The sequence below is a fragment of the Paenibacillus sp. LRG-1 genome, assembly GCF_057220305.1.
This window is the reverse complement of sequence record NZ_CM170126.1, coordinates 5,668,897-5,684,967: the sequence shown is the minus strand read 5'-3', so window position 1 is coordinate 5,684,967 and position 16,071 is coordinate 5,668,897. Positions and strand designations below refer to the sequence as shown.

Here is a 16,071-nt window from a genome sequence, read left to right as displayed (position 1 = left end):
CCTATGCATATGGCACGAATGCCTTTATAATTTAATGAGATAAAAATTGCTAGGCTCCAGCCGTACACTTGGTTGGAGCCTTTGAGCATAATACAGATGGATTGGAGAATGGAGAGATGAGTTCACAGCAACACCAACGAGCTTTGGTATACAAATCTTTGTGGCATGCCGGTCCTTGGGTGCTTGCCGTAGGGATCATTCTGGTAGGTGCCAATCTGCGCGCCTCGATTACCTCGGTAGGACCTCTTATCGGTTTGATTAAGGATTCTTTGCATATTTCGAATACACTGAGTGGCCTATTAACGACATTGCCGCTGCTGGCTTTTGCCCTGTTGTCGCCTTTTGTAGCCAAACTGTCGCGCCGCTTCGGGTCGTCTCTTGTTATTTTTGCAGCCTTGCTGTTGTTGACCGCAGGTATTGTGGTGCGCTCAACGCTGGGGGTGACCGCATTATTTGTCGGGACCGCCATGTTGGGACTGGCTATTGCCGTGTGTAATGTGTTACTGCCCAGTCTGATCAAAGAGGAGTTTCCTCGCAACAGCGGACTAATGACCGGCGTATACTCAGTATCCATGAATGTGGTCGCAGCAACCGCATCTGGCCTGAGTATACCGCTGGCTATAAATGGAGGTATGGGCTGGCGAGGTGCTTTGGGAATATGGGCGATTGTGGGTGTCGTAGGTATTTTACTCTGGGTGCCCCAGCTCCTTAAGGCACGCAAAACAGCCAATAAAGCTGCAGTGTCTGCCCGAACCGTGAATGTATATACATCGTCTTTGGCTTGGAAGGTGACGCTGTTTATGGGGCTGCAATCTGCTCTGTTCTATGTTCCTGCCGCCTGGTTTCCAGAAATGATGAGCGGACAGGGAATGGATTCAGAGACTGCGGGATGGATGCTATCTGTGCTGCAGTTTTCGCAAATGCCATTTACCTTTATTGTGCCTATTTGGGCGGCACGGGTGAAGGATCAGCGGGTATTGGTTCTGATTATGGCTGCGCTGTATTTTATCGGTCTGGGTGGATTTCTGCTTGGAGCTACACAGTGGAGTGTGATTTGGGTCATTTGTATCGGTATAGCGGGTGGTTTTGCTTTCCCGTTAGTGATGATGTTCTTTAATTTGCGGACGCGGACACCGCAGCAGGCAGCAGAGCTGTCTGGTATGGCGCAATCCTTTGGTTATTTGCTAGCAGCGACCGGGCCGACACTGTTCGGTTATTTGCATGATGCGACACAAGGCTGGACAATTCCGCTGCTGCTGCTCTTGTGCCTGAGTGTTCTGCTTATGTTTATAGGGCTAGGTGCAGCCAAGAAACGATATGTCGGAGGCGAGGTGGATGATCAGACTGCAATTTGATGCAGACGGTTACAGTGTGATCTGTAATGCAGATCGTGTTATGTTGTTGGCTAAAGAGTTTGCGCTGTTGCGCTTTCTGTACGATAACCGGAATCAGGTGTTCACCCGGGAACAACTGCTGGATCGTGTGTGGCCGCTGGAGTATCCGGTGGAGCGTACGGTGGATGATCATATCTACAGATTGCGCAAAAAACTTAAGTCATGGGATGTGCTCCGTATTCATACGGTCAGAGGGTATGGCTACAGCTTGACCTTGACTGACGTGCAGCCACAGAATCATCCGTCCTTGCACGATCAGGAGGTGCAGGACGCCGTACATGGACTATTCCGGAAATACCAGCTGTTGGGGCAGGGGAATTCCATCGTAGCGCTGGCTGCCCAGCAGGAGCAGATGGGTTTTGAATTGTCTGTCTTTTATCAAATGTATACCCGTTTTGTACAGGCGGATGTGTCCTGGTTCTTGGAGCGGGAGGACTTTACACGCGCAGACCGATTGTATTGGATGCTGCTGCTATATATGTGCACAGCAGGGGTGACGGATGAGGGGCTTGCTCTATGTGAGTGTGCGCTTTCCAGCAGGCTACTGTCCAGTGATCAGGAACGGGAATTACGCATTCTCAACATCCTGGAGGCTTATGTGGAAAATGGAAAACCTGAACGCGCACAGGAAGGTCTACCACTGACCTTGAGGGTCATGGAGCGGGATGATCTCGATAAATTTGTGATGCCTGTTGCACTGATGGAGATGTACATGCATCTGGCTTCCAATCATATGGAAAAGGCTGCGAAACTGTCTGATCGTCTGGAAGGCATGCTGTCGGAGGCTCCGTATTTACGCGAACTGGGCCGTTATCGCATGATGCGCGGACTTATGCTTTTACGTACTGGAGATGTGGGCAACGCCGAGCGGCTCATGGATGAAGGGCTGGACACCCTTGATATGGCTAAACAGGAATTGCTAAAAATCAAGGCGATCTGCCAAATCCGCAGTTTTTTGAAGCTTTGCGGCTCCTATCCCATGCTGGAAGAGAAATATGCGGCTCAATATGATCGGCTTGACCGGGATAACAGTTTAACACTGCATCGTCCAGCGCTAAGGCGCTGGTTGGAACAAACACTTTCTGTCGTCTGATGTTTTTAGCTGTCTGATTTTCCTCTGATATAGACCCGCTAGAATGTTCTTATTGCTAAAGAAGCTGAAAATGAGAGCAGGGTGAGTAGATAATGAAGGAAAAGAAAGAACTGCAATCCACGCCTAGCATTTGGCGCAATGGCCGTTTTCGGCGGATGTTTGCGGCGCACACGGCTGCTTCCTTTGGCGATTGGTTTGATGCTATCGCCATTCAGGTGCTTGTTGCCTATCGCTGGGAAGCCGACCCTATGATGATTGCACTGATTCCGGTAGTGATGGCCCTACCGGGTCTGCTGCTGGGTTCCATCGCGGGCACGTTAGCCGACCGGGTACACAAGGCCAGGCTGATGATCGTCTGCGATGCAGCTATTGCCTTATTGACGCTGGCCATCCTCGCCGTCCCGGGCCCGGCGTGGCTGCTGCCTTTGCTTGGTCTGCGCGCGGCGGCTGGCGTATTCCAAATGCCTTCACAGCAAGGCTTGACCCGCACGGTAGTCACCAGCGACGACCTATTTCGGGCAACCTCGCTGAATGGGTTGGTCAATCAGGCCTCCAAAGTGGCAGGGCCATTACTGGGCGCTATGACCTTGACTGTGTTGTCCCCCCAGGCATGCATTATTCTCAATGCATTGCTGCGTCTCTGTTCCGGCCTGCTGCTGTGGCCGCTGCGCGGAATCGGTCCGGCGCTGGTCAGCGCAGACCAACAAGCTGTTGCAGCCGAGAAGCAAGGAAAGTCGGCTGCGCATACAGCGCCTGAGGCTGATGAAGCTAAAATGCGGGAGGAGCATGTCCGCGCATCTCGTTTTTTCAACCAATGGCGTGAGGGCTGGGCGTTCTTATGGCGCAGTCGAATGCTTTTGCATACGCTCATATTCGGACTTTTCGGCTTAATCGCCATTCTCATGATCGACTACCAGTTCCCTACATTGCTGCGAGTGCTCGCTCCAGGTAATGAATCGCTGCTTGGCTGGCTGGTTTCAGCCATTGGGGCTGGCGCCGTCGGCTGCATGCTTGTGCTTAATCGCTTGAATCGCATAAGCGCAGGCTGGGGGCTCGGTGGTGGATATGTGCTGGTTGGCGGAGCTATTGCTGCTTTAGGCTGGGCGCAACCTGGAACTGGATTGCCTGTACTGCTTATGATCGGGGCTGTGCTGGGCGTGGGCAACGGCCTGTACATTATCACCCAGAACTATATATTACAAGCCAAAACCCCTGCTGATATGGTAGGACGCGTCTTTGGTATCCAAAGTACCGTGATTGGAGCAATCATGGTCGTTTCACCGCTTGCCGGAGGAGTATTGATCCGAATAGCAGGGGCGGGCACGGCTTTTGTCTGGATCGGAATGACTGTTGGAATCCTGGGTTTGACGGGACTGTTGCTTCAATCTGTAATTTGGCGCGAGTCCCTCGCCGATTCTAGCCTGACTACGGAGCAAAATGCAGACCTTGCGTAGTCGATCTTGCGCAATAATTTGCTTTGATTTTCGTCATTTATATTTTTAGCATGGGAGAGATCATGATGACTCAACAAACTTCATCCTCAGAGCCTGTGGCACGGTTACTTGAAGGATCACGGGTATACTTGCGTCCCGTTAACGTAGAGGACACCGAGCTATACTATAATACATTGTTCGATCAGGATGTGCGGCGGCTGACAGGCACACAACGCAGCTTTACCAAGGATCAAATTGCCCGTTATATTGAAGCTAAAGGACAGGAAGCCTCAAGCCTGCTTCTGTTGATTGCGCTTCGCGAAGATGATCGTGTAATTGGGGATATAGCCCTGCAGGATATGGACAGCTTGAACCGCAGCGCCAACATCCGTATTGCAATCAATGAGCAGGGAAATCAGGGGAAAGGCTACGGCACCGAAGCGCTTGTACTCATGCTGGGTTACGGATTTGGTATCTGTAATCTGCATCGGATTGAGCTGAATGTATTTGATTTTAATGAACGTGCCATTCGTTGCTATGAAAAAGTAGGCTTTCAGCGTGAAGGTGTACAACGGGATGCTTTATTCTACAATCATGAATACCATGATTCGATTCTGATGAGTATGCTGGACCACGAATACCGCGACCGCTATGTGAAAAAAGCAGAAAGTTAATTCAACACGTTTACACGGGTTTACAGAAGAGATATAATTAAAGGATAAAGTTGCTTGTTTGCGCAAGTATGACCGACAACATCAAATGAATATATGAATTACCGGAGGAGCCTGTCACCAAGGCTCCTTTATGTCTTTTTTAGGGGAACCTGTGCTGTATCTCGGGTTCCCCTTTTTATTTTGCGAGTTGTCCGTTAAAGTCAGACACATATTTTGCACGTTTGTTTTACACTTTATGATTATTAGTTTTCTTCAATATTGTGGGTTATGCGCAAATGAGTTCAAGGATTAAATAAAAGGAGGTTATCAGCCTATGCAATTTATACTATATCTTCTGCTGATTCTGTTGTTCACAAAAGTCGCGGGTCATTTGTCTGTCAAGCTCGGTCAACCAGCGGTGTTGGGAAAGCTGATCGCAGGAATTGTCCTGGGTCCAGCCGTATTGGGATGGGTTCAGAATGATTCGCTGATTCATAATATGTCTGAAATCGGCGTGCTGCTGCTGATGTTCATTGCTGGACTGGAGACGGACCTGGATCAACTTCGACGTAACTGGAAGCCTGCGGTAGCTGTGGCGGTTGGAGGTATTATTTTACCGCTAATTTGCGGTTTTGGTGTAGGGGAAGCCTTTGGATTCTCGGTGCATGAAGGCTGGTTTCTAGGAATTATTCTGAGTGCTACCTCTGTAAGCATTACGGTACAGGTACTTAAGGATATGAATAAGCTGAATACCCGGGAAGGCTCGACCATTTTGGGTGCGGCAGTGCTGGATGATGTGCTTGTCGTGGTGCTACTAGCGGTAGTAATGAGTATATTCGGTATGGGTGGAGAAACTTCGCTGGGACTTCTTGTTGGCAAAAAGCTAGTTTTCTTCGTAGTAGCTATTCTGGGTGGCTGGTTCGTTGTTCCGTGGATTATGAAAATACTTGCTCCACTCAAGGTGACTGAAGCAGTCATCACGACTGCGTTGATTATTTGCTTTGGGTTTGCGTATTTTGCGGATATGTTGGGGATGGCAGGTATTATCGGGGCTTTTGCGGCCGGGATTGCCATTGCACAAACCAGCTTTAAGCACGTCGTAGAAGAAAAGGTGGAGCCCATCGCTTATTCCATCTTTGTTCCTGTATTTTTTGTCAGCATCGGATTAAATGTTTCCTTTGAGGGAGTAGGGCAGCAGCTCGGATTTGTTGTTGTTTTGACACTGATTGCGCTGGTGACAAAGCTAATCGGGGGAGGTCTCGGGGCGCGGCTGACGGGCTTCGATAACCGTTCTGCCCTTGCGATCGGCTCCGGGATGATATCTCGCGGCGAGGTCGCACTTATTATTGCAGCTACCGGTCTACAGACGGGTCTGTTGGCACAGCAATATTTTACATCGGTGATCATTGCCATCATTCTGACGACCTTGGCTTCGCCTCCGATTCTCAAGCTGTGTTTTAGCGATAAGAGGGAGAGTTCCGCTCACGATATAGAAAAGAAGGTCAGCACTGACAAGTCATAACGAGAGTATCAACAGGTCATAACAAAAAGACCCTTCGGGTTCAGCTTCTCATAGCGTGCATGGAAAGTCTGATTTAGAGTAAAGCGGACTTTCCATGCAGCATGAGAAAATGGGCGAAGGGTCTCTTTTATGCTATAAACGCTGCAAGAATAGAAAAATTAAGACTCGGACACCACTGTGAAACGTTGGTTCAGATGTTGCGGTTTTTCGATTTCGTCCACTACGGCAACTGCATAATCTTCATAGCTGACATAGCTTGCACCTTTGGAATTAACCAACAGAGTGTCTTTTCCCACTTGGTAAGAGCCTGTACGTTTGCCCAGTGCAAATTCAGCGGAAGGACTAATGAAAGTCCAGTTCAGGTCGCGGGTACCACGCAGAATTTCCAGGTTTTTTCCTTGGTTATTTGCTGTAGGGTATACGAAATCCGGGAAGCCAGGAGTATCTTTTACCAAAAGTGTTTGGGATTCGTCAGTGAACAAGCTGCCTGCACCACCTACGACAATTAGGCGAGTACCGGATACATTACGCAGGGCTTCAATCAGTACGTTACCTGCATCGACATGCAGATGCTCTTGTCCGAGTGGAGCGGCAAAAGCATTAACGACTACGTCAAAACTTTTCAGATCATCTGTTTTTAGATCAAAAACGTCTTTTTGTACTACAGTAGCACGGCTTTCCGTTACTTTAGCCAAGTCACGGACGATTGCGGTTACTTCATGTCCTCTGTCTAATGCTTCTTTTACGATATTACTTCCTGCTTTACCGGTTGCACCAATAACTGCAATTTTCATAATAGATAGCCTCCTATAAATATGATGTGGATGATTCATTAGTTTGATCGTAAGTGTACCTGGTACATTTACGAACTTTAACATGTAACTATTATAGTTACAATATAAAATAAAAGTCAAGCTCTTCTGTTGGGCAAACTAAAGTCCTCCGATTGGAAAGAGAGGAACTCGTTTAAATATATAAGGTGAAACTGAATGAGCAAACTTAAGCCATATTGGATATATGTAGAGCACAGATAAGAAAGGAAGAGTGAACTGATATGATTAAAAAAGTACAGCTTGAACCCGCAGCACAGAAATTTGCAGATGATAATGCCAAGCCTCCGTTTCTATATGATTTGGGTCCTGAAAAAGGACGTGAAACGGTCAATGAGGTCCAATCCGGTCCAGCAGACAAACCTGCCGCAGATTTAGAGGATCTAACTATTCCAGGTGGGCCTGGCGGCGAGGTGAAGGTCAGAATTGTTCGCCCACAACAAGTGACAAGCGATCTCCCGGTCATTGTATATATTCATGGAGCAGGCTGGGTATTCGGTAATGCCCATACGCATGATCGTCTGATTCGTGAATTGGCAGTCGGCTCACAGGCAGCAGTTGTATTCCCGGAATACAGCTTGTCACCTGAAGCTAAATATCCGACGGCAATTGAGGAAATTTACGCGGTCGTTCAATGGGTGGCGCAGCATGGGCGCGAGCATGGATTGAAGCCCGATACGCTGACGATAGCCGGAGACAGTGTCGGCGGTAACATGACCGCGGCCGTAACGCTGCTGGCCAAAGAACGCAGTGGTCCTTCCATCCGGCAGCAGTTGTTATTTTATCCGGTGACGGACGCTTCCTTTGACACGGAATCATACCAGGAGTTCGCCACAGGATATTTCCTGAGCCGCGAAGGAATGCAATGGTTTTGGGATCAATATACGACGGATCCCAACGAACGAGCGCAGATCACGGCGTCCCCGTTACGTGCCACCACAGAACAGCTCAAAGGGCTACCGCGTGCGCTGGTCATTACAGGCGAGGCCGATGTGCTGCGCGATGAAGGTGAGGCCTATGCGAACAAGCTGCGTGAAGCGGGGATAGATGTGACCGCTGCACGCTTTCAAGGCATCATCCACGACTTTGTGATGCTGAACCCATTGTCGGAAACAGCGGCCAAGCGCGGTGCGATCACGCTCGCTACCTCATGGCTGCGCCAAGGGTTTGAAGGCTAGTACACTATAGAGCATTTTAAGGGTGCCGTCGTGTGATTTGATCCAGTTTTTTGAACGATTAGGCTGTCTTCTTCCTGCTGACATCTATTGCAGGGAAGGCAGCCTTTATACATATCTGCAATGAAACCGCTTCACCTTCGTCGAACAGAGTGATAATATAAAATTTGAACGAGTTTGACCGACATTCAGCTTTAAGGGGGATATCCATGCCATTTCAGGGACAACGCATTTTACCTGCAGCTAAGCATATGAAGCAGCTGGAGGGTATTTTGGACAGCTCTTATGAGTATGCGGTTTTTCTGGATACGCATGTAGCGCAGCTGCGCAACCTGTACCAGATGGCTAGGAGTCGCAACAAGCAAATGCTTCTGCATGCCGACCTGGTGCAAGGCTTGAAGAATGACGAGTATGCGGCTGAATATTTGTGTCAGGAAATTAAGCCGTTTGGGATTATTTCGACCCGATCCGGGGTGATTGCAACCGCTAAAAAGAAGGGGATTCTTGCTGTGCAGCGGGTGTTTCTGCTTGATACGATTGCGCTGGAAAAAAGCTACGCGCTGGTGGAAAAAACACGACCTGATTATATTGAGGTGCTGCCCGGTGTTGTTCCACCGATGATTAGGGAAGTCAGCGAACGCACGGGCATTCCTATTTTGGCGGGCGGACTTATTCGCACCCCAGAGGATGTGGAAGCGGCGTTGGCTGCGGGAGCTACAGCAGTTACGACCTCCAATAAACAACTGTTCGAGCATTATAAGCAATAGCTTTTATTTGAATCAAGTGGATAACAATACATAAATATGCAAGGAGGCTGGGAAACGATGGAGCAATACATTCTTGCCTTGGATCAGGGTACAACCAGTTCGCGGGCCATCTTGTTTGATCGGCAGGGAAAAGTGGTATACAAGGCACAACGGGAGTTCCCACAGTATTTTCCCCAGCCGGGGTGGGTAGAGCAAAACGCAAATGAAATATGGAGCTCTATTTTGGCCGTCATCGCCTCCTGCTTGTCGGAATCAGGTGTGAAAGCCAGCCAAATTGCCGGGATTGGTATTACAAACCAACGGGAAACCGTAGTGGTGTGGGATAAACATACGGGTCTGCCTGTATATCATGCGCTGGTCTGGCAGTCACGGCAAACAACCGGGATCTGCGAGGAATTAAAAAGTCGTGGATTTGATCATATTTTTCATAGCAAAACGGGACTACTCATTGATCCCTACTTTTCTGGCACCAAGGTCAAATGGATACTCGACAACGTCGAAGGAGCACGAGCTCAAGCGGAGCGCGGGGATTTGCTGTTTGGTACGATTGATACCTGGCTAATCTGGAGATTGTCCGGTGGTAAAGCACATGTAACGGACTACTCCAATGCGGCCCGCACACTCATGTACAACATTTATGAGCTAAAATGGGATGAGGAGCTGCTGGATATTCTCGGCGTTCCTGCGTCTATGCTACCAGAGGTGAAATCATCTTCCGAGATATATGCGCATACGGTGGATTATCACTTTTTTGGGCAGGAAATTCCTATTGCCGGAGCGGCGGGCGATCAGCAAGCAGCTCTGTTCGGTCAGGGATGCTTTGACAAGGGCATGATTAAAAATACATACGGTACGGGATGCTTTATGCTGATGAATACCGGAGATGAACCCTGTGACTCGGAACATGGACTGATTACGACCATTGCATGGGGGCTGAATGGTCAGGTAAAGTATGCGCTGGAGGGCAGCATTTTTGTAGCTGGGTCTGCTATTCAGTGGTTGCGTGATGGGCTGCGCATGTTCCGCGAGGCCACAGATAGTGAAGCGTATGCGGCGCGTGTGACCTCGACGGAAGGGGTATATTTTGTCCCGGCCTTTGTAGGTCTAGGCAGCCCGTATTGGGACAGTGACGTGCGCGGCGCGACATTTGGTTTGACGCGGGGAACGACCAAGGAGCACTTTATACGAGCGGTACTGGAATCGCTGGCCTACCAGACTAAAGATGTCCTAACTGCCATGGCGAGCGATTCGGGTGTACCTGTGTGCTCATTGCGTGTAGATGGAGGTGCAGTGATGAACGAGTTCCTGATGCAGTTCCAGAGCGATATTCTCGATCTGCCTGTAGAACGACCTGCTGTGAACGAGACAACTGCACTCGGTGCGGCGTATTTAGCAGGGCTGGCAGTTGGGTTTTGGAGCAGTCTGGATGAAGTCCGGGGATATGCGCAGAGTGATCATACCTTTACTCCGTCCATGAGTGAGGACATGCGGACTGAGCTTTATGGTGGCTGGAAAAAGGCAGTTCATGCCGCAATGGCGTTCAAGTAGAGACGGTTATGCGATAGAAGGGAGCCATCTGGCAACAGGCAGATTTCCCTTTTCATAGCGTACCGTGTGTGCTACGATATAGATAAGTTAATACTCGTCAGGAGACTTGGAGAGACCATGAACCGCTCGGCATCCGCCGCAGCGATGTTCGTGGTCTTTTTTTGTACCTTATGATGATTCGGTTGGCAGATTGCATCGTGAATATATACAAAGCTGGAGGGATAAATGATGGGAGAACAGGGATTTGCTGCGCAGGAGAGAACCGCTGTTTTGGAACGTATGGGACATGAGCATTTGGATATTTTAATCATTGGCGGCGGCATTACAGGGGCGGGTATTGCGCTGGATGCGGCGGATCGTGGTTTGAAGACAGCATTGGTGGAGATGCAGGATTTCGCAGCGGGTACGTCCAGTCGCTCGACCAAGCTAGTGCATGGTGGTCTTCGTTATTTGAAGCAGTTTGAAGTTAAGATGGTAGCCGAGGTCGGGAAGGAGCGGGCAATCGTATTCGAAAATGGTCCACATGTGACCATACCCGAGCGTATGCTACTTCCTTTTCACAAGGGCGGCACGTTTAACGCATTCACCACCTCTGTCGGGCTGCTGGTATATGATTTCCTTGCTGGTGTTAAGCGTAGTGAGCGCCGCCGCATGCTGGACATCCAAGCTACACTAGAGCGCGAGCCTTTGCTGAAGCGTGATGGACTGAAGGGAAGCGGCAGCTATGTAGAGTACCGCACAGATGACGCTCGCCTGACGATTGAGGTCATGAAGGAAGCTGTTACACGAGGGGCGCTGGCGGTGAACTATGCCAAGGCTGACAAGCTGCTGTATGACGAAGGACGAATAAGCGGTGCAAGCGTAACGGACCGGGTAACGGGAAAACCATACGAAATTCGAGCTTCGCTGGTTATTAATGCAGCCGGACCATGGGTAGACACGTTACGGGAAATGGATCGCTCCAAAGAGGGCAAGGTGCTTCGCCTGACGAAAGGTATTCACCTGGTGTTCGATGCTGAGCGCTTTCCGCTCAAACAGGCAGTGTACTTCGATACACCGGATGGACGCATGGTATTTGCCATCCCACGTGATGGAAAAACCTATGCAGGTACGACCGACACGGTGTATGAGGGGGATACGGCGCATCCCCGGATGACCGCCGAAGATCGGGCCTATGTGCTTCAAGCGATCAACGGAATGTTTCCGGATGTAAAGCTGACTGTTACGGATGTAGAATCCAGTTGGGCAGGGGTACGGCCGCTCATTTATGAAGACGGTAAAAGCCCTTCGGAAATTTCACGCAAGGACGAAATTTGGGAATCCCGTTCAGGTCTGATCACGATTGCAGGCGGCAAGCTGACGGGCTACCGGAAAATGTCCGAACTCGTCGTGGATCGTGCGGTACAGGAGCTGGGGCGCTTGCATGGGCAGAGCTTCCGGGCATGCCGCACCAGACATATCCCGATTTCGGGTGGCAGCGTAGGAGGCTCAGCGGGCTGGGACGCGTACGTAGGTAAGCAAACCGCAGCAGGTGTTGCGCTCGGCCTGTCGCCGGATATAGCTAGAGCATGGGCTACCCGCTATGGCTCCAACACAGAGCGATTGTTTGCCATAGCGGCACAGAGCATGAAGGAGGCTACCGAGAAGGAAGCGGCGCTGCCTGTGGAAGTGCGTGCCCCGCTCCTGTATGCGATGGAACAGGAAATGACAGTGACACCGTCTGACTTTTTTATACGCCGAACTGGGGCTCTGTTCTTCCAGATTGACGAGGTGAAGCGCTGGAAACAGCCCGCCATTGCATTGATGTCCGAACATGCAGGCTGGAGCGCCGCGCAAGAACGACAATATACGGCTGAGCTGGATGCTTACCTGTATGAAGCTGTAACGCCTGTAGAGGTAGAGGTGAAACCCGGTGACGTTAAAGCTATTTGAGGCCGCGAGGGATATATATCCTTGAGCCATCCATTGCTTTGAGACATGGACTGAAAGCAAAGAAGCAGCGATTCTTCATAACAAGAGAATCGCTGCTTCTTTGTATACAGATGGCTTACAGCATCAAGTGGAACAGGAACGGGGCAGCCGCCAAGGTAAAGAGAGCGGCGAGCACCATCGAGATGCTGGATATCGTCCCCGTCAGCGAACTGAACTCGAATGCTTTGGAAGTGCCTGTACCATGAGCACCGGTACCGAGCAGCACCCCACGTGAGACTTCATTTTCGATACGGAACAGTTTTACAATCATCGGACCGATAATAAGACCGCTCAATCCGGTCAGAATAACGAATACAGCCGTGACCGTCGGATTGCCGCCAATCGTTTGCGATACATTCATCGCAATGGGCGTCGTAATGGAGCGAGGAATCAGGCTGCTCAGCAGCGAAGAATTCAGGTGCATCCACTTAGCAAGCGCCATGGAGGACAACACGGCTACAACAGACCCAGACAGCACGCTAAGCACGATTTGGGTCGCGTGTTTTTTTAACACAGGGAAATATCGGTACAAAGGGACAGCAAATGCAATCGTAGCTGGCTGTAGCAGCATGGACAGCAAGTGAGCGCCCGAATTATAAGAACGGTAGTTCACACCCGTCAGCGTCAAAATCAAAATGATAACAATAGGTGTAATGAGCAATGGAGACAAATACACCTTGGGTAGTGTGCGGTACATGCGTTTGGCCATCCAGTAAATAGCGAGTGTCAATACAATACATAGAAGACCGGTCATGATGATTTATGCTCCTTTCGTTTACCAAGCAGACTAGCGACCATACCTGTGCAGGCCATCACCAGAAAGGTGCCGAGCAACACGACCAGCATAATGCTCATACCATCGTGTTCCAGCATCGGCCAATAATTCATAACGCCGACAGCGGAGGGGATAAAGAATAATAGCAGCTCGGCCAGCAACCAATTTGCACCAACTTCAATCCAGCTTAGCCGGACCAAGCCGGTTTGCAGCAGAATAAAAAGGATCAGCATACCAATGATACTACCGGGTACAGGCAGGTGGAGCCAAGAGACTACCGCGTTCAGGATGAGCGAAAAGGCCATCAGGACGGCGATCTGGAGGACACCGCGTATGAAGCTTTTCATATATAATGGCTCCTATCTTTGAGATCGGTTATTTTCAAACTGTAATGAAATTTTACATCACAAGCTTTCATGAGTAAAATGCATATAAAGAATGTAATCTATTCCGTTTGTCTATGGGAGAAGGTGTAGCTTTGGATATCCGACATTTACAATACTTTTTGGAAGTCGCGCGGTTGCGTAGCTTTACAAAGGCAGCCCAGAGCATGTTTATTACCCAGCCGACGATCAGTAAGACGATTAAAAGTCTGGAAGATGAATTGGGGGTCGCTTTGTTCGACCGAATTGGCAAAAGAATCGAACTGACGGACGCGGGAAAGGTAATTGAGCTTCAAGCACAAGCGATTGTAAAGTCCTTTCAAAGCCTGTCCTCGGAGCTGAGTGATTTGATGAACCTGAAAAAGGGACATATCCGTATTGGCCTGCCCCCTATGGTCGGATCAAGCTTTTTTCCGCGTGTCATTGGAGAATTCCATAAGGCATATCCTGATGTGACCATTCAATTATTTGAGGACGGGGCGAAGAAAGTGGAACAGGACGTAGAAGCCGGGGCATTGGATATCGGGGTGATTGTGCTGCCTGCGGTTGGAGATATGTTTGAGACATTTCTGTTTGTGGAGGAAAAGCTGAATTTGCTCGTTCATCCTACGCATGCATTGGCAGAGTGCAAGGAGGTACCGTTATCTGCGTTGGCGGAGGAGGCGTTTGTACTGTTCCGTGAGGATTTTACGCTGCATGACCGTATCATTGCGGAATGTGTTCGTGCTGGCTTTCAGCCGCGTGTAGTCTACGAAAGCTCACAATGGGATCTGATTAGCGAAATGGTTGCTGCAAACCTGGGAGTAGCGCTGTTGCCGGAGGCCATTTGCCGAGATCTGGATTCCGAGCGCTTGCGTGTTCTTCCATTGGTGGACCCCGTCATACCTTGGCATTTGGGGATGATCTGGCGGAACGATCGTTATCTGTCCTTTGCCGCCAGAGAATGGATATCGTTCACACAACAATTGTTGCGGACGGAATATGGCGGAAAATAGTCAGTCAACAAGAAGGTGAGTACGATGCAGATGTGCACCGAAGAAGGACGAATACTGCTTACATCATAAAAAAGCTGCCCTGAGGGGCAGCGATGTAGCTTGCTTCTATGAGTGTGTTTGGTTTATTGCACGCTTGGTGTGAAGGTACTTGTCCATAATACGGTCAAGTCTGGAGGATTTGTCCAATACACGTTCATCTTTTAATCCGTGTAAGTCAGCCATGCGATTCAGTTCACGGCGTTCTTTTTCCATGAGTTTTTCCAATTGTTCGAGGTTCACAAAGCCCACCCCCCATGTCGATTGTAAGGCATGTCTCCACTAGCGGCAGAAGTTTTTTTGATAACGATGTTATTTCCATTTTACCACTTTTTATTAACAATAATCCAGCTTTCCTGACATTTAGCGACTAATATTTATGGTTTTGCCAGTTTCACCTGATTGCGTCCTGAACGCTTAGCTTCATATAATGCCTCATCTGACTTTTCCAGTAAGTGCCTCGATGCAATGACAGGTGAACTGCCTGCTCCGATGGATACGGTTAGAGAGATCGAGGTTCCGTCATTCAAAAGAAAACGTTCATTTTCCACAGCTTTCCGAATCTTTTCGGCAAAGCTTGCTGCTTTCTGACTATCGCAATTTCCAATCAGAATGGCAAATTCCTCTCCGCCTTTACGGGAGGGGTACGCCCTCGTTGTAGATTCCCGGATTAACAGCATTCCTAATTGGCTTAAGACGGTATCTCCGTTCAAATGACCATACGTATCATTAATATTTTTAAAGTGGTCAATATCCAGCATCACGAGTCCAAAGGGCTGTTTTGTAGTCTTGGAAGTATGAAAGACCTCTTCGAATAGCGCATCGAAAGCACGCGGACTGTAGAGTCCGGTTAAATGATCCCGATTTGCAGCTTCTTCCAGCAGATGAACAGCCCGTTCTGTTTTTTTGATATGGGACATCATAAAATAAGTGAACAGGCCGCCAAGTAACTTAACGGTTGTGATTATTATCATAGATTCATTATCAGGAGGATTAACCACATAGAAAGTAGATAACAGTGACACTACAGCAGCTCCAAGCACAGCCGACATCCACATGCGGAGTGTTAGGCTTTTTTCTCGAATAAAAATAAGTGAAATGCCCAGTGTCATGAAGCAATTGACGGTAGCAGTCAGAGAAACATCTGTCCAACCACCTGTGATGTAAATACGGTACAGGCTTATGATCAAGGTAGTCAGCAGACCGGATACCGATCCTCCCATATAAACAGAAATGATAATCGCCAATTGGCGCAGATCGACCACAAAGTGCCCACGGATCCATAAACCGGTCATCATTAACAGAATGCCAAACAGACCCAGCATTAAACCGTTCATTACCCGATAAATGAATACATGTTTTTTTAGGTAACGCTCATATTTCCGGAAAAATAAATTTCCAAAGAATAAGAAGCTTGTTAATAACGCAAAATTGTTAATTAATTCTTTTAACATATCCCTATCCTTTATGCTGAAATGAGAGTTGTAGTATCGTGG

General features: G+C 49.0%; 15 protein-coding genes. 10 read left to right on the top strand and 5 right to left on the bottom strand.

The features are described from left to right. The first annotated feature begins 116 nt into the window (after positions 1–116). The 5 genes from ACUUJN_RS25220 to ACUUJN_RS25200 all read left to right on the top strand — a co-directional run bounded on the left by ACUUJN_RS25220 (position 117) and on the right by ACUUJN_RS25200 (position 6,095). Entirely contained in the window at positions 117–1,355 is a 1,239-nt protein-coding gene (locus ACUUJN_RS25220) for a CynX/NimT family MFS transporter (protein WP_071558082.1), read from the top strand. Next, complete coding sequence (locus ACUUJN_RS25215; RefSeq protein ID WP_484669046.1) at positions 1,336–2,487, top strand: winged helix-turn-helix domain-containing protein; 1,152 nt, start codon at positions 1,336–1,338, stop codon at positions 2,485–2,487. The genes ACUUJN_RS25220 and ACUUJN_RS25215 overlap by 20 nt, the downstream gene beginning before the upstream one ends. Positions 2,488–2,579: 92 nt before the next feature. Continuing rightward, positions 2,580–3,941 carry an MFS transporter gene (locus ACUUJN_RS25210; protein WP_023990861.1) on the top strand — a complete coding sequence of 454 codons (1,362 nt, stop codon included), beginning with the start codon at positions 2,580–2,582 and terminating at the stop codon, positions 3,939–3,941. A 62-nt stretch (positions 3,942–4,003) separates the two neighbouring features. After that, entirely contained in the window at positions 4,004–4,594 is a 591-nt protein-coding gene (locus ACUUJN_RS25205; protein ID WP_034095118.1) for a GNAT family N-acetyltransferase, read from the top strand. Positions 4,595–4,907: 313 nt separating this feature from the next. Next, complete coding sequence (locus ACUUJN_RS25200; protein ID WP_341056892.1) at positions 4,908–6,095, top strand: cation:proton antiporter; 1,188 nt, start codon at positions 4,908–4,910, stop codon at positions 6,093–6,095. A 158-nt stretch (positions 6,096–6,253) separates the two neighbouring features. Here ACUUJN_RS25200 and ACUUJN_RS25195 read toward each other — a convergent pair whose 3' ends face one another. Further along, on the bottom strand, positions 6,254–6,889 hold the full coding sequence (locus ACUUJN_RS25195; protein ID WP_484669045.1) for an NAD(P)-dependent oxidoreductase: 636 nt from the start codon (positions 6,887–6,889) through the stop codon (positions 6,254–6,256). A 260-nt stretch (positions 6,890–7,149) separates the two neighbouring features. Between ACUUJN_RS25195 and ACUUJN_RS25190 the strand changes: the two genes are divergently transcribed. The 4 genes from ACUUJN_RS25190 (at position 7,150) to ACUUJN_RS25175 (ending at position 12,347) form a co-directional block, all read left to right on the top strand. Beyond that, positions 7,150–8,103, top strand: coding sequence for an alpha/beta hydrolase (locus ACUUJN_RS25190; protein WP_279833462.1), 954 nt, complete (start codon positions 7,150–7,152; stop codon positions 8,101–8,103). Positions 8,104–8,309: 206 nt separating this feature from the next. Next, the gene (locus ACUUJN_RS25185; protein WP_272639411.1) at positions 8,310–8,867 is read left to right on the top strand and encodes a glycerol-3-phosphate responsive antiterminator; all 558 of its coding nucleotides are present in this window, start codon (positions 8,310–8,312) and stop codon (positions 8,865–8,867) included. A 57-nt stretch (positions 8,868–8,924) separates the two neighbouring features. Continuing rightward, positions 8,925–10,415 (top strand): glycerol kinase GlpK, encoded by a 1,491-nt coding sequence (glpK, locus tag ACUUJN_RS25180; protein WP_484669044.1) that lies wholly within the window; start codon positions 8,925–8,927, stop codon positions 10,413–10,415. A 228-nt stretch (positions 10,416–10,643) separates the two neighbouring features. Next, entirely contained in the window at positions 10,644–12,347 is a 1,704-nt protein-coding gene (locus ACUUJN_RS25175) for a glycerol-3-phosphate dehydrogenase/oxidase (RefSeq protein WP_484669773.1), read from the top strand. 115 nt (positions 12,348–12,462) lie between these two features. Here ACUUJN_RS25175 and ACUUJN_RS25170 read toward each other — a convergent pair whose 3' ends face one another. Beyond that, on the bottom strand, positions 12,463–13,140 hold the full coding sequence (locus tag ACUUJN_RS25170) for a CidB/LrgB family autolysis modulator (protein WP_013312486.1): 678 nt from the start codon (positions 13,138–13,140) through the stop codon (positions 12,463–12,465). Further along, positions 13,137–13,508: a CidA/LrgA family protein gene (locus ACUUJN_RS25165; RefSeq protein WP_013312485.1), complete on the bottom strand. Its 372-nt coding sequence runs from the start codon at positions 13,506–13,508 to the stop codon at positions 13,137–13,139. Before ACUUJN_RS25165 ends, ACUUJN_RS25170 begins: the two co-directional genes overlap by 4 nt. 131 nt (positions 13,509–13,639) lie before the next feature. Here ACUUJN_RS25165 and cidR point away from each other — a divergent pair, with 131 nt between their 5' ends. Next, positions 13,640–14,539 (top strand): cidABC operon transcriptional activator CidR, encoded by a 900-nt coding sequence (cidR, locus tag ACUUJN_RS25160; RefSeq protein ID WP_023990853.1) that lies wholly within the window; start codon positions 13,640–13,642, stop codon positions 14,537–14,539. Positions 14,540–14,644: 105 nt separating this feature from the next. Here the strand turns inward: cidR and ACUUJN_RS25155 are convergent, their stop codons facing one another. Together ACUUJN_RS25155 and ACUUJN_RS25150 are read right to left on the bottom strand one after the other, a co-directional pair. Next, a complete protein-coding gene (locus ACUUJN_RS25155) occupies positions 14,645–14,818 on the bottom strand; it encodes an aspartyl-phosphate phosphatase Spo0E family protein (RefSeq protein WP_013312483.1) in 174 nt (57 codons plus the stop codon). 134 nt (positions 14,819–14,952) lie between these two features. Then, positions 14,953–16,029, bottom strand: coding sequence for a GGDEF domain-containing protein (locus tag ACUUJN_RS25150; RefSeq protein WP_279833484.1), 1,077 nt, complete (start codon positions 16,027–16,029; stop codon positions 14,953–14,955). Between the last annotated feature and the right edge of the window lie 42 nt (positions 16,030–16,071).